We start from the raw sequence: 13,475 nt of genomic DNA, 5'->3' as shown, positions 1-13,475 counted from the left end.
AGCAGAGAAGGAAGAAAAGAGATTTAGCAGTTAGGTAAAGTTCTCTATTCTAAAATCTATTCTCTATTTTCTGTTTTCTATGATTACATCCCTGTTCTAATTGCTTCTACCGGATCTAATTTTGAGGCCGAAATTGCCGGAATTATTCCTGATATTAAACCAATTACCGCAGAGACTGCCGTTCCTATAAACATATTCCAGGGCGAAAGTACAAATTGAAAATCGCCTGTAAATTGCGAAGCGACGAGAGAAACCAACCAAACAAGTCCGAGTCCTACAAGGCCGCCAATGATAGCCAGGATTATTGCTTCAAATAAAAACTGAAATAGGATAAATTTATTCTTAGCCCCAAGGGATTTTTGAATTCCAATTAAGTTGGTTCGCTCTTTTACGCTCACAAACATAATATTGGCGATCCCGAATCCGCCCACCAATAATGAAAATCCGCTAATAATTAGACCTATTAAGTTTAGCTGGCCGGTGATATTATCTATAAAATCGGCAAAGCCCTGAAGCTGGTTTACAAAGAAATTATTAATATCCCCGGGCTTAATTCCGCGGTAATTACGCAATTGTTGCTCTAAAACTGCTTTATATTCGGCATTATCCACCCCATCTTCCGGTTTTAAAATCAACTGAGGAAATACCCCTTTATTATTATCGCCATATACCCTGCGTGCTACATTTACCGGTAGAAAAACCTGACCGTCCCTAGAGCCTCCAAAAAGACTGGCGCCCTGCTTGGCCAGCACCCCAATAACCGTAAATTTACGACCGTACATACGTACTTCTTTTCCAAGCGGGCTAAAATTCCCGAAAAGGTTATTGGCTATTTCGTGACCTAAAACAATTACCGGCGAACCACTTACCGATTCAGATTCATTAAAAAACCTACCTTCTTCCAGTTCAAGGGCTTCAATATCATAATATTCGTGGGTAACCGCACCAACACCTACCCCGGTACTGGTAACATCCTGGTGTTTTATAGATTCGTCTGGTACCCCAATGGTAAAACTTACCGACTCGGTATTGGGAAGATTTCTTTTTAGATATTGATATTCATCATAAGCAACATCTGGAAATTGTTGGCGTTTCCATTGTGGAACTTCGGTAGGGCCAAAAGAAAAACGCATTACAATTATGGTGCTATTATCTAAAGCACTTAAACTACCCTTAATCTCCTTCTCTAAAGAATCTACCGCAGCCAGTACTCCAATAATAGAAAAAATACCTATAGTAACCCCAAGCAAAGAAAGAAATGTTCTTAGCTTATTGTTTCTTAATGCATTAATTGCAAAATTAAAACTTTCTTTAAGTACTCGTAAATATATAAGCATAATTACTAAGGGCCCGGGGCAATGCCACGAGTTATTGGGTTAATAATTAAAAGCCGACAACCAGTTTTCGCACATTTTAAAGCTTACTTCTTGAATAACTAAATTTTAGAATTTTTATGCGCTTAGTGGTATGACGTCCGGCTTTAAAATTCGTTACAAAATTTCTCGATAAATAAAAGAAATGCCTTTTAAGTTTTTGGCTTAAATACTTACTTTTGCAACTTTAACAAACACAACACAATGAGCGACTTAAAAAAAGCGAAATCTGCTTTAATTTCTGTATTTAGCAAAGACGGCCTGGAACCCATCGTAAAAAAACTTAACAACCTGGGAATCACCATTTACTCTACCGGAGGTACCGAGAAATTTATCAAAGACCTGGGGATTAATGTAGTGCCTGTAGAAGATGTAACTTCTTATCCCTCTATTTTAGGCGGACGTGTAAAAACACTTCATCCAAAAGTTTTTGGAGGAATTTTAAACCGCCAGGATAATGAAAGTGATGTAAAAGAACTTGCTGAATACGAAATTCCGCAAATAGACATTGTAATTGTAGACCTTTATCCGTTTGAGAAGACCGTAGCTTCGGGAGCTTCAGAACAGGATATTATTGAAAAAATAGACATTGGCGGGATTTCACTTATTCGCGCTGCCGCAAAAAACTTTAAAGACGTACTTTGCGTTTCTTCGGTAGAAGATTATAAAAGTTTTGAAAATTTACTGGAAGAAAAAAATGGCGAAACCAGCCTTGCTGATCGCAAACTTTTTGCAGGTAAAGCCTTTAATGTTTCTTCCCATTACGACACGGCTATTTTCAATTATTTTAACGCTGACCAGAAAATTGAAGCTTACAAACAAAGTTTCCAAAACGGAAAAGTCCTTAGATATGGTGAAAACCCACATCAAAAAGGGGAGTTTTATGGCGATTTTGATGCGATGTTTGAAAAACTACACGGAAAAGAACTTTCGTACAACAACCTGTTAGATGTAGATGCCGCGGTAAACCTTATTAATGAATTTAAAGGCGAAGACCCAACTTTTGCTATTTTAAAGCACAACAACGCCTGTGGTTTGGCACAACGCGACACTTTACACCAGGCTTATATAGATGCATTGGCAGGAGATCCGGTTTCAGCCTTTGGTGGTGTTTTAATTAGTAATGTTGAAATTGACAAAGCTACAGCTGAAGAAATTCATAAATTATTCTGCGAAGTAGTAATAGCCCCTTCGTTCTCTGCAGAGGCCGAAGATATCCTAAAGGGAAAAAAGAACAGAATTTTATTGATTCAAAAAGAAACCGAACTTCCGCAGAAACAAGTTAGAACTTGCCTAAACGGAGTTTTAGTTCAGGATAAAGATCATAAAACCGATGTTGCTGAAGATTTAAAGCAAGCAACGAACAATAATCCTACTGCTAATGAGTTATCTGATTTGTTATTTGCTTCCAAAATCTGTAAGCATACCAAATCTAATACCATTGTATTGGCAAAAAATAAGCAACTATGCGCCAGTGGTACCGGGCAAACTTCTCGAGTAGATGCATTAAAGCAAAGTATTGAGAAAGCCAGGTCTTTTAATTTTGATTTAAAGGGGGCTGTAATGGCAAGTGATGCATTTTTCCCATTCCCAGATTGTGTAGAAATAGCAGGAAACGAAGGTATTTCAGCAGTGATACAGCCTGGAGGCTCTATAAAAGACCAACTTAGCATAGATTATTGTAATGAAAATAATATCGCAATGGTGATGACAGGAACTCGCCATTTTAAACATTAATTTTAGTACATTTACCAAACCTCAACACAAAATAAACCATGGGATTTTTTGATTTTCTCATTGAAGAAATAGCAATAGATTTAGGAACTGCGAACACCCTTATTATTCACAATGATAAAGTAGTGGTAGACAGTCCATCTATAGTTGCACGAGACCGTACTACGGCAAAGATAACCGCAGTAGGTAAAGAAGCTGCTATGATGCAGGGAAAAACCCATGAGAATATAAAAACCATTCGCCCGTTAAAAGACGGTGTAATTGCCGATTTTGATGCCAGTGAGAAAATGCTCACAATGTTCATTAAAGAAATTCCGGCGCTAAAAAAGAAAATGTTCACCCCTGCCCTTAGGATGGTAATTTGCATTCCTTCTGGAATTACCGAAGTAGAAATGCGTGCCGTAAAAGAAAGTGCAGAACGGGTGAATGGGAAAGAGGTTTACCTTATTCACGAACCTATGGCAGCCGCAATTGGTATTGGGGTAGACATTATGCAGCCAAAAGGTAATATGATTGTGGATATAGGGGGAGGTACTACCGAAATTGCGGTTATTGCCCTTGGAGGTATTGTTTGTGATAAATCGGTTAAAATTGCCGGTGATGTGTTTACAAACGATATTGTTTACTATATGCGTACCCAGCACAACCTATATGTGGGAGAGCGCACTGCCGAAAAAATAAAAATCCAGATTGGTGCGGCAACTGAAGATTTAGAGGTTCCGCCAGAAGAAATGAGCGTACAGGGACGTGACCTGCTAACAGGGAAACCCAAACAGGTAAATATTTCTTATCGTGAGATTGCCAAAGCTTTGGATAAATCGATTTTAAGAATTGAAGATGCGGTTATGGAAACCCTATCCCAAACCCCACCGGAACTCGCCGCCGATATTTACAACACCGGTATTTATCTTGCGGGTGGTGGTTCTATGCTAAGAGGTTTGGACAAAAGGTTATCTCAAAAAACCGATCTTCCCGTTTATATTGCCGAAGATCCATTAAGAGCCGTGGTAAGAGGTACCGGAATATGCTTAAAAACCCTAAACCGTTATAAGGGAATTTTGATAAAGTAGGAGAAGTAGTTTTATGCAGCAAATTTTTAATTTTCTTATCCGAAATAAGAATAATATCCTATTCTTATTTCTGCTGGCCTTAGCTGTATTTTTCACGATCCAAACCCATTCTTTTCACAAAAGCAGTTTTATAAGTTCGGCCAATGTGGTTACCGGCGGTATCTACTCGTGGGCTAACGATTTCGATAAGTATATGCACTTAGATGAGTATAACGAGCGGCTTATGGAAGAGAATAAGCAACTGCGAAATATACTTACCAATTTAAACGATACGATCTCGATTGAGAACTACACAGATACTTCCAGCTTTGATGGCACCTATTACTTTAGGACCGCCAGGGTGATTAATAACAACTTTGCCAAGCCCAATAACTTTTTAACCCTAAACCAGGGCAAAGAAGCCGGTATAGAATCTGAATTTGGCGTAATAACAAGTAAAGGAGTAATTGGCATTATAGATAGAGTAAACAATAGGTTCTCACGTGTAATTTCTATTTTGAATTCAGAGTCTAGAATTAATGCTCAACTTAACAAAACCAATCATTTTGGGAGTTTAATATGGAACGGAAAAAACCCAAATATCGTTCAATTAATTGATGTCCCCAGGCAGGCTCCGGTAAAAGAAGGCGATACGATTGTAACCGGAGGTAAATCGCTAATTTTTCCAGAAGGAATCCCTATTGGAAGCATTCAGGATTTTAAACTAGACCAAAGTGAAAGTTATTACCATATTAATGTTAAGCTCTTTAACGATATGACTAATATTGGTTATGTGTATGTTATAGAGAATATGGAGCGCGAAGAAATACTGGAATTAGAGCAGGAGGAAGATGAACAGTAGTATTTTAAAAAATATCATCAGGTTTGTAGGTTTAGTATTTATACAGGTACTTATCCTTAACAACATTAATTTCCTGGGTTATATCAATCCATATCTTTATGTCTTGTTTATCTTACTTTATCCTTTCAACTCCAACCAGAGTATATTCTTAGTACTGGCTTTTTTGTTAGGCTTTAGCATAGACCTTTTTGAAGACAGTGGCGGGATTCATGCGGCTGCCTGTACGGTAATTGCATTTATAAGGCCTAATTTACTCCGTTTTTCTTTTGGAATAAGTTATGACCATCAAAACCTAAGGCTTTCAACTACGCCTATTGGTGCAAGATTGAGTTATATTTTTATCAGTATAATAATTCATCATTTTATATTATTTTTCTTGGAAATGTTTAGTTTAAATCATATAATATTAATCCTCAAAAAAACGTTATTTTCAGGGATTTTTAGTGTTATTATGATTATGCTAAGTTTAGCAGTTTTCAGCAAAAAATATAGATGAGAAAATTATTACTTTACATTATTATACTCGTTACGGGCATTGTTTTTCTGGCCCGGCTTTTCTATTTACAGGTAGTTAACGATTCTTTCGCAGTTAGATCTCAAGATAACGCTATAGAGGTAGTTTACGATTACCCCCAGCGCGGTTATATTTCAGACAGGAATGGAAAATTAATGGTTTCTAACCAACCATCTTACGATGTGATGACCATTCCCAGGAACCTAAAACCCTTTGACACTACTGAATTCTGCGAAATTTTAAGTATTGAACCCGAAGAGTTGGGGCGCCGTCTTGATAAAGCAAAGATCTACTCCCCTATTCTCCCTTCCGTAATTATTCCACAGCTAACCAAAGCAGAATACGCCTATTTACAGGAAAAAATGCGGAAATACGAAGGTTTCTATATTCAAAAACGTTCTCTAAGAGATTATCAGGTAGATCATAGTGCAAATGTTTTGGGCTATATAGCACAGGTAAACCAGAAAAAAGTAAACGAAGATCCTTATTACATTTCCGGGGATCTTATTGGACGAAGCGGTGTAGAAAAAGTTTACGAAGAATTGCTGCGTGGCGAAAAAGGTGTAAAATATATCCAAAAAGATAGGTTTAATCGAGATATCGGCCCCTATAAAGATGGAATTTACGATACACTACCCACTAAAGGAAAAGATATAAGCATTACGATTGATGCCGAACTTCAAGCTTATGGCGAGAAATTAATGCAAAATAAACGCGGCGGGATCGTTGCCATAGAACCCGGTAGTGGCGAAATTCTATCCCTGGTAACCGCTCCTAATTACGACCCGGCTTTGTTGGTGGGAAGAAAAAGATCGCCAAATTACACCCGACTTTATTACGACTCTATTGCTCAGCCACTTTATGATCGCGGTCTTTTAGCTGAATACCCTCCCGGATCGCCATTTAAAGTTTTAACTGGGCTAATCGCTTTGCAGGAAGGCGTTGTAGATACAGAAGATACTTTTTCATGCCATAACGGATTCTCATATGGTAGGGGTCGAAGAATGGGCTGCCACCCACATTCAAGTCCTTTAGGCCTGGTTCCCGGTATTTCCAGTTCTTGCAACACCTATTTTGCACAGGTATATAGAAAAACTATTGAAAAATACCCCAGCCCCCAGGAAGGAATGGATGCCTGGAACAATCATTTACAAAGCTTTGGTCTCGGGCAGTTTATGGGGAACGACCTTAGCACAGGAAGACCTGGAAAAATACCAAATGCCGACTATTACAACAAGATATATAATTACCCAACTTACAAATGGTATGCATCTGCTACTCTTTCGAATGCTATTGGCCAGGGAGAAGTTTTAATGACCCCTATTCAATTGGCAAATATGACGGCTATTATCGCCAATCGCGGTTGGTATTATACCCCGCATATTTTAAAGAAAATTGAAGGAGAGCCAATTAAAGAAGAGAAGTTCACCGTAAAGAAAAATACCACTATAGACAGGAAACATTATGATCCGGTAGTTGAAGGAATGCACCAGGTGTATACAAATGGAACTGCAAGAAGGTTACAGGTACCGGGTATTGAAATTGCCGGAAAAACAGGTACTGCCGAGAATTTCACAAAAATAAATGGTAAACGAACCCAACTTACAGATCATTCTATCTTTGTGGCTTTTGCTCCCGTAGATAATCCAAAAATAGCGCTTGCGGTATTCGTAGAGAACGGCTATTGGGGAAGCCGCTATGCAGGAAAAATAGCCAGCTTAATGGTTGAAAAATATATTAAAAAAGAAATAACCAGAACAGATTTGGAAGACTGGATCTTAAACCATAGTCTTGAAGATGAGTATGCCAAACCATTAAGTGGAGAACCTTTTATAATTAATCAGTAAATGACTAAAAGCAGTACCGGATTCGACTGGATCACAATTTTAATTTATATTTTACTGGTAGGTTTTGGTTGGATAAATATTTATTCAGCTTCATTAGGAACAAACGACCCTACTGATTTTTTTAATATGAATGTGCCGTATGGAAGACAGGCACTATTTATATCCTTAAGCGTGGTTTTAATAATTTTGCTGCTCTCTATAGAAGCTAAGTTCTACCAACGTTTTTCCAGTATAATCTATAGCCTGAGTTTACTTTCATTAGTTGGGCTTTTTATATTTGGTAGCACTATTGCCGGACAAACGGCCTGGTACCAAATAGGACCTATTAGTATTCAACCATCTGAATTTGCTAAGGCAGCAACAGCTCTTGCTGTTGCTAAATACTTAAGTGGTATACAAACCAATATAAGAGATTTTAAGCACCAATTAAAAGTTTTCCTAATCATTGCATTACCTATGCTTTTGGTGCTTTTACAACCTGATGCTGGTAGTGCTATGGTCTATTTCTCTTTTGCTTTTGCCCTTTATCGAGAAGGACTTCATTTTGTTTATTTATTATTGGGCTTCTTTGCTGCCAGTATTTTTGTAGCTACCCTGGCTTTGGGGCCTTTATGGGTAATTTGCAGTATTTTACTAATTGCAGCATTGGTTTACCTTAAGAATTTAAAGAGGAAACCCAATCTTATTAAATACCTGTTTTTTGCATCAGTGGCCGTTGGATTTTCCCTTTCGGTAAATTATGTATTTGAAAATGTTTTTAAACAACATCATAGAGATCGTTTCAATATTGTTTTAGGAAAGGAAGTAGACTCTCGCGGAATTGGCTATAATACCAATCAGAGTGAGATTGCTATTGGCAGTGGCGGTTTATTTGGCAAAGGCTGGACAGAAGGAACACAAACCAAAGGCCATTTTGTTCCAGAGCAGCATACAGATTATATCTTTAGCACCGTTGGCGAAGAATGGGGATTTATGGGAAGTACTTTTATTCTTGGTCTTTTTGTACTGCTTATGCTGCGATTACTCTACCTGGCAGAAAGGCAAAAGTCTACATTTAGCCGGGTTTATGGCTATGGGGTAATTGGAATTCTTTTTATGCACTTTCTGGTAAATATAGGGATGGTTATTGGTATTTTTCCTACGGTAGGTATTCCCTTGCCCTTTTTAAGCTACGGGGGCTCAGGCCTTTGGGCATTTACAACCTTACTCTTTATTTTTATAAAGCTGGATTCCCAAAGAATTTCCTTTTAACCGCAGCGTTCTACCATAAGTAAAACTGCAGCTACCGTTAAAATGATTAAAGGGTAGATATATTTTCGTTTTAGCATACTACAAAACTAAGTTTTTCAGAAGAGATTCAAGCCTAAATTAAAGACTATGTTCCTGGATGGTAGTCGAAAAATATCGGGTATAAAAAAGCTTGTTTGAAAAAGCCTTAAACTCCATATTAAAAGCTAAAACGAGTTTAACTTTGAGGAGAACAAAATTTTCAAACAAGCTCTTAGCCTATCTTTAGAAAAGTTAGTCTCGAACTTTAGCTAATTTATCCTGCTTTATATTATTCTTTTTCATATCTGCCAGCACATGAATAGCCTCTTCCACATAAACATCTTTACTCAAGTTTTTATGCCAACGATCTCTTTTCTCTTTTAAAATGGTATCGTTTTCAAACAACTTTACTTCATAAGGTAAAGATTTGAATGTAAGGTTGGTGTTATAGTTTTTAATAGAATCAAACCTTTTGGCCATTTCTTTGTTCATTTCAGCCGTTGCGGCATATTCTTCAAACATTAAAGAATGTGAGTTATCTTCACTCTGATCTTTAATCCATTTGGCGTGCTCCTCAATAAGTTTTAACTGCTCATTAGTTCCCATTCTATCCTTACTCTCTTCAATGGTTTTTTCAAAGTTTACAAAACCTTCCCAAACCTCATAACTAGCGGGATCTATTTTATCCCATGGCAGCGGATTATCCTGATCTTTCTCTCCAATATCTATAAAGCTATAACGATCTGGAACCACTACATCACTTTTTACACCCTCTAATTGCGTAGAGCCTCCGTTTACCCTATAAAACTTCTGGGTAGTTAATTTAAGCGCGCCTACATCTCCAAATTCATTGCTTCTTAACCAACGATTTAAATCTATTACATTTTGAACGGTTCCTTTACCATAGGTTTGTTTGCTACCTATAATAATAGCCCTTTTATAGTCTTGCATGGCAGCGGCAAGAATCTCTGAAGCCGAAGCAGAAAGCTCATTTACCAAAATTACAAGGGGACCATCCCATAACACAGAAGGATCTTCGTCTGAAAGAACTTCTTTTCTTTTTCCGCTGGATTTCACCTGAACGATAGGTCCTTCCTCAATAAAAAGCCCAGCAATGTCTACCACTGTTTTTAGAGAACCACCCCCATTATTTCTAAGGTCAAGTACAAGCCCGTCCATATCCTGTTCCTTTAATCGAATAATATCTTTCTTGATATCTGAAGCCGCATTTCGCTCTTCATAATCTTCCATATTAAAATAGAACTTAGGCAGGTTAATTATTCCGAAATTCTTAGCGTTATTGTTAACCATAGCAGTCTTGGCATAGGTTTCTTCAATTTCAACAATGTCACGGGTAAGTGTGATTTCTTCTATATTACCCATTAATTTTTTACGAACTGTTAAGGTAACTTTAGAATCTTTTGGCCCCTTAATTAAGTCTACAGCATCTTCAAGACGCATTCCCACTATGCTTACAGGATTATCTTCATCTTCTTGCTGCACTTTTAAAATCTCATCTCCTGCATCAAGCTGTTCACTTCTCCAGGCAGGACCTCCCGAGATAACTTCGGTAATGGTAATATTGTCACTTTTCTTTTGTAATCTGGCACCAATACCCTCAAGTTTCCCAGACATAGCAATATCAAACCTGTCTTTATCCTGAGGTGCAAAATAAAAAGTATGAGGATCAAAAGCCTCAACTACGGCATTTAAATACACTGTAAAATAATCCTTGCGTTCAAGATCATCTGTAAAATCGTAATATTCATCCAAAGAGTTTAAGGTTACCTTACGAGCCTCTTTTTCAAGCTCTTCTTTAGACTTCATCTCATAAGCAGGATCTTCTTCCTTTTTTTGTTCCTCTTCTTCTACCTTATCATAAAAAGTGATAAGGGTAGAAAATTTTAGCTGTTTTCTCCAACGCTCTTTTAATTCTCCTTTTGAGGTCACATAGTCAGCTTCAGAAAAATCTGTGTTTATAATTTCGTTTTCAGAAAAGTCAAAAGGCTTTTCGAGGATTTCTTTATAGATACTCCTTGCTTCTTCCGATCTTTTTAAAAGTCGATTATAGGTTAAATCGAAAAAATCAATTTTTTGTTCTTCAATTTGGTCATCAATCTTATCCCGGTAAGCGTCAAATTCTTTAATGTCGCTTGCATAGAAAAAGCGTTTAGACCCATCTAAACCTTCAAGATATTTATCATAAACACCTTCAGAAAAGTCGTCATTAATTTCCCGGGCATCGTAATGACCTTCGTTAAGAACATATGTAATAAGGTCTATAAGAAGTTTATCTTTATTAGGGTCGTCAAATTTTTTAGTAGTAAAACTACAGGAAGTGGCAGCCATTAAAAGCACGACCACCAAGATCTTTAAATTCTTTTTCATAAATAGCATAAATTTCATCATTAACAGCTCTCCAAAATACATTAAAAATTGTGCCAATAAAGTTAATGGGTAATAATAATTTGTTAAACCACTAAGATAAGGTTTCTTCCCGAAATTATTATTTTAGCTTTTATAAAATTAAGCTATGACCAGAAAGAAACCATTGATTTTAGTAACCAACGACGACGGAATCACAGCACCCGGTATAAGGACATTAATAGAAGTTATGAAAGAGCTGGGTGATGTTGTAGTTGTGGCACCCGACAGCCCCCAAAGCGGCATGGGACATGCTATTACTATTAGTGACACCTTGTTTTGCGAACAAGTTACCATAAAAGAAAATTACAAACATAAAGAATACAGTTGTTCGGGAACCCCTGCCGATTGTGTAAAAATTGCCACACAGGAAATTTTACACCGCAAACCCGATCTTTGCGTTAGCGGGATTAATCACGGCTCTAATTCGTCTATAAACGTAATATATTCGGGAACAATGAGTGCTGCTGTAGAAGCAGGGGTAGAAGGAATTCCAGCTATTGGCTTTTCTCTACTGGACTATTCTTTAAATGCCGATTTTGAGCCTACCAGAAAATATGTAAAAGCCATTACCAAAAATGTGATTAAAAATGGCCTGCCAAAAGGTGTGGTGCTAAATGTAAATATCCCAAAACTATCTGCCTCCGAAATTAAAGGAATGAAAGTGTGTAGGCAGGCAAATGCGCAATGGGAGGAAGAATTTGACAAAAGAACAAATCCGCAGGGCCGTGAATATTATTGGCTTAGCGGTAAATTTGTAAATAAAGATAAAGGCGAAGATACCGATGAGTGGGCACTACAAAACGGTTATGTATCAATTGTACCGGTACAATTCGATTTAACGGCCCATCACTTTTTAGACGATTTAAACACCTGGGAGCTTAATGATTAAGCAAAATATTTTTATAGGTTTCCTAACCGGAATCTCTGCCAATATTGGTGGTGTATTTCTTTACATCCTGCTTTTTTCTGAAATGGGAATAGATGAAACCTTAGATAAGGCCATTGCTCAAGGATATATTGGGAAATTAATAGCCCTGGGAGCCATTTTAAATTTTTTGCCATTTTTTGTTTTTATAAGGAAAAAACAAAATTATCATGCCAGGGGTGTTTTATTGGCCAGTATCCTGGCCGCGATTAGCATTTTTATCTCTAAAATTGTTTAAATATAAATGTTTATGGTTTGTGGTTAATTGTTAGGTGATGTAACCTTGAACCTGGCACCTGAAGCCTTGAATTTAAACCTTGTGCATTAAACTATAAACTTGAACCTAAGTATATAAAATGAAATATTATATTATAGCCGGGGAAGCTTCTGGAGACCTTCACGCCTCTAACCTGATGCGTGCATTAAAACAAAACGATTTGGAAGCAGAATTTAGGTTTTGGGGTGGCGATCTTATGCAGGAACAGGGCGGGCAATTGGTAAAACATTACCGCGAACTGGCCTTTATGGGCTTCGTAGAGGTTCTTTTTAACTTAAAGACCATTCTTAAAAATATTTCCTTCTGCAAAGAAGACATCAAAAAATTTAAGCCTGATGCCATTATTTTTGTAGATTATCCCGGCTTTAATTTAAGGATAGCCAAATGGGCTAAAAAAGAAGGCTACCCAACACATTATTATATTTCCCCGCAAATTTGGGCCTGGAAAGAAAACAGGATAAAAGAAATAAAACGGGATATAGACCATATGTATGTAATACTCCCTTTTGAAAAGGAGTTTTATGAAGAAAAACATAATTTCCCGGTTCATTTTGTAGGCCATCCCCTTATTGATGCTATTGGCCAAAAGAAACTCCCGGATATAGCTGCTATAAAAAAAGAATACGGGCTGGATGAAAGACCTATTATTGCTATTTTACCCGGAAGCCGTAAACAGGAAATTTCAAAAATGCTGGAGGTTATGTTAAGTATCACCCCAGATTTTCCTGAATACCAATTTGTAATTGCAGGTGCACCCAGCCAGGATGCTGCATTCTACGCTCCATTCATCAAGCAAAAAAACATCATGCTTATCATGAATAAAACGTATGATGTATTAAGCCTTGCCCATGCTGCCATGGTAACATCGGGTACGGCTACCCTGGAAACCGCCCTTTTTAAAATCCCCGAAGTAGTTTGCTATAAAGGCAGCTATATCTCCTACCAAATTGCACGTAGAATTATAAAATTGAATTATATCTCACTGGTAAACCTTATTATGAACCGGGAGGTGGTAAAAGAATTAATCCAGAACGATTTTAATACTAAAACACTTAAAAAAGAGTTTAAAAAAATACTGGAAGAAAAGCACCGTAGCAAAATTTTTAAAGATTACTTTGAGTTAGAACAAAAATTAGGAGGAAAAGGTGCCAGCGAAAAAACAGCGCAACTAATTATAAAAGCAATCAAAAATTAATCT

11 protein-coding genes are annotated in these 13,475 nt (G+C 37.3%); 9 read left to right on the top strand and 2 right to left on the bottom strand.

From position 1 onward, the window contains the following. Positions 1-83: 83 nt before the first annotated feature. Positions 84-1,337, bottom strand: coding sequence for an ABC transporter permease (locus tag I6U50_RS14365; protein WP_198628466.1), 1,254 nt, complete (start codon positions 1,335-1,337; stop codon positions 84-86). Between the two features lie 240 nt (positions 1,338-1,577). Here I6U50_RS14365 and purH point away from each other — a divergent pair, with 240 nt between their 5' ends. From purH to rodA, 6 genes are read left to right on the top strand one after another with little or no spacing between them, the layout of a single operon-like run. Further along, complete coding sequence (gene purH / locus I6U50_RS14360; RefSeq protein ID WP_198628465.1) at positions 1,578-3,110, top strand: bifunctional phosphoribosylaminoimidazolecarboxamide formyltransferase/IMP cyclohydrolase; 1,533 nt, start codon at positions 1,578-1,580, stop codon at positions 3,108-3,110. A 38-nt stretch (positions 3,111-3,148) separates the two neighbouring features. Further along, positions 3,149-4,177, top strand: coding sequence for a rod shape-determining protein (locus I6U50_RS14355; protein WP_193711279.1), 1,029 nt, complete (start codon positions 3,149-3,151; stop codon positions 4,175-4,177). 13 nt (positions 4,178-4,190) lie between these two features. Continuing rightward, on the top strand, positions 4,191-5,018 hold the full coding sequence (gene mreC, locus I6U50_RS14350) for a rod shape-determining protein MreC (protein WP_193711280.1): 828 nt from the start codon (positions 4,191-4,193) through the stop codon (positions 5,016-5,018). Beyond that, positions 5,008-5,514: a rod shape-determining protein MreD gene (locus tag I6U50_RS14345; protein ID WP_193711281.1), complete on the top strand. Its 507-nt coding sequence runs from the start codon at positions 5,008-5,010 to the stop codon at positions 5,512-5,514. Before mreC ends, I6U50_RS14345 begins: the two co-directional genes overlap by 11 nt. After that, positions 5,511-7,379, top strand: a complete 1,869-nt coding sequence (gene mrdA, locus I6U50_RS14340) for a penicillin-binding protein 2 (protein ID WP_198639348.1) — start codon at positions 5,511-5,513, stop codon at positions 7,377-7,379. The genes I6U50_RS14345 and mrdA overlap by 4 nt, the downstream gene beginning before the upstream one ends. Beyond that, on the top strand, positions 7,380-8,630 hold the full coding sequence (gene rodA, locus I6U50_RS14335) for a rod shape-determining protein RodA (RefSeq protein WP_198639347.1): 1,251 nt from the start codon (positions 7,380-7,382) through the stop codon (positions 8,628-8,630). Positions 8,631-8,900: 270 nt separating this feature from the next. Here the strand turns inward: rodA and I6U50_RS14330 are convergent, their stop codons facing one another. Next, a complete protein-coding gene (locus I6U50_RS14330; RefSeq protein ID WP_198639346.1) occupies positions 8,901-11,036 on the bottom strand; it encodes a carboxy terminal-processing peptidase in 2,136 nt (711 codons plus the stop codon). Between the two features lie 145 nt (positions 11,037-11,181). Between I6U50_RS14330 and surE the strand changes: the two genes are divergently transcribed. The 3 genes from surE (at position 11,182) to lpxB (ending at position 13,472) form a co-directional block, all read left to right on the top strand. After that, positions 11,182-11,964 (top strand): 5'/3'-nucleotidase SurE, encoded by a 783-nt coding sequence (gene surE / locus I6U50_RS14325; RefSeq protein ID WP_198628460.1) that lies wholly within the window; start codon positions 11,182-11,184, stop codon positions 11,962-11,964. After that, the gene (locus I6U50_RS14320; protein ID WP_193711286.1) at positions 11,957-12,238 is read left to right on the top strand and encodes a hypothetical protein; all 282 of its coding nucleotides are present in this window, start codon (positions 11,957-11,959) and stop codon (positions 12,236-12,238) included. Before surE ends, I6U50_RS14320 begins: the two co-directional genes overlap by 8 nt. A gap of 118 nt (positions 12,239-12,356) precedes the next feature. Further along, positions 12,357-13,472, top strand: a complete 1,116-nt coding sequence (lpxB, locus tag I6U50_RS14315; protein WP_193711287.1) for a lipid-A-disaccharide synthase — start codon at positions 12,357-12,359, stop codon at positions 13,470-13,472. Positions 13,473-13,475 lie beyond the last annotated feature (3 nt).

The organism is Salegentibacter maritimus (genome assembly GCF_016236975.1).
Taxonomy (GTDB): domain Bacteria; phylum Bacteroidota; class Bacteroidia; order Flavobacteriales; family Flavobacteriaceae; genus Salegentibacter; species Salegentibacter maritimus.
This window is presented reverse-complemented; position numbering and strand designations above follow the sequence as displayed.

Coding starts and splice junctions, on each gene's coding strand:
- I6U50_RS14365 (WP_198628466.1), bottom strand. CDS start 1,337: ATGCTTATATATTTACGAGTACTTAAAGAAAGTTTTAATTTTGCAATT.
- purH (WP_198628465.1), top strand. CDS start 1,578: ATGAGCGACTTAAAAAAAGCGAAATCTGCTTTAATTTCTGTATTTAGC.
- I6U50_RS14355 (WP_193711279.1), top strand. CDS start 3,149: ATGGGATTTTTTGATTTTCTCATTGAAGAAATAGCAATAGATTTAGGA.
- mreC (WP_193711280.1), top strand. CDS start 4,191: ATGCAGCAAATTTTTAATTTTCTTATCCGAAATAAGAATAATATCCTA.
- I6U50_RS14345 (WP_193711281.1), top strand. CDS start 5,008: ATGAACAGTAGTATTTTAAAAAATATCATCAGGTTTGTAGGTTTAGTA.
- mrdA (WP_198639348.1), top strand. CDS start 5,511: ATGAGAAAATTATTACTTTACATTATTATACTCGTTACGGGCATTGTT.
- rodA (WP_198639347.1), top strand. CDS start 7,380: ATGACTAAAAGCAGTACCGGATTCGACTGGATCACAATTTTAATTTAT.
- I6U50_RS14330 (WP_198639346.1), bottom strand. CDS start 11,036: ATGAAAAAGAATTTAAAGATCTTGGTGGTCGTGCTTTTAATGGCTGCC.
- surE (WP_198628460.1), top strand. CDS start 11,182: ATGACCAGAAAGAAACCATTGATTTTAGTAACCAACGACGACGGAATC.
- I6U50_RS14320 (WP_193711286.1), top strand. CDS start 11,957: ATGATTAAGCAAAATATTTTTATAGGTTTCCTAACCGGAATCTCTGCC.
- lpxB (WP_193711287.1), top strand. CDS start 12,357: ATGAAATATTATATTATAGCCGGGGAAGCTTCTGGAGACCTTCACGCC.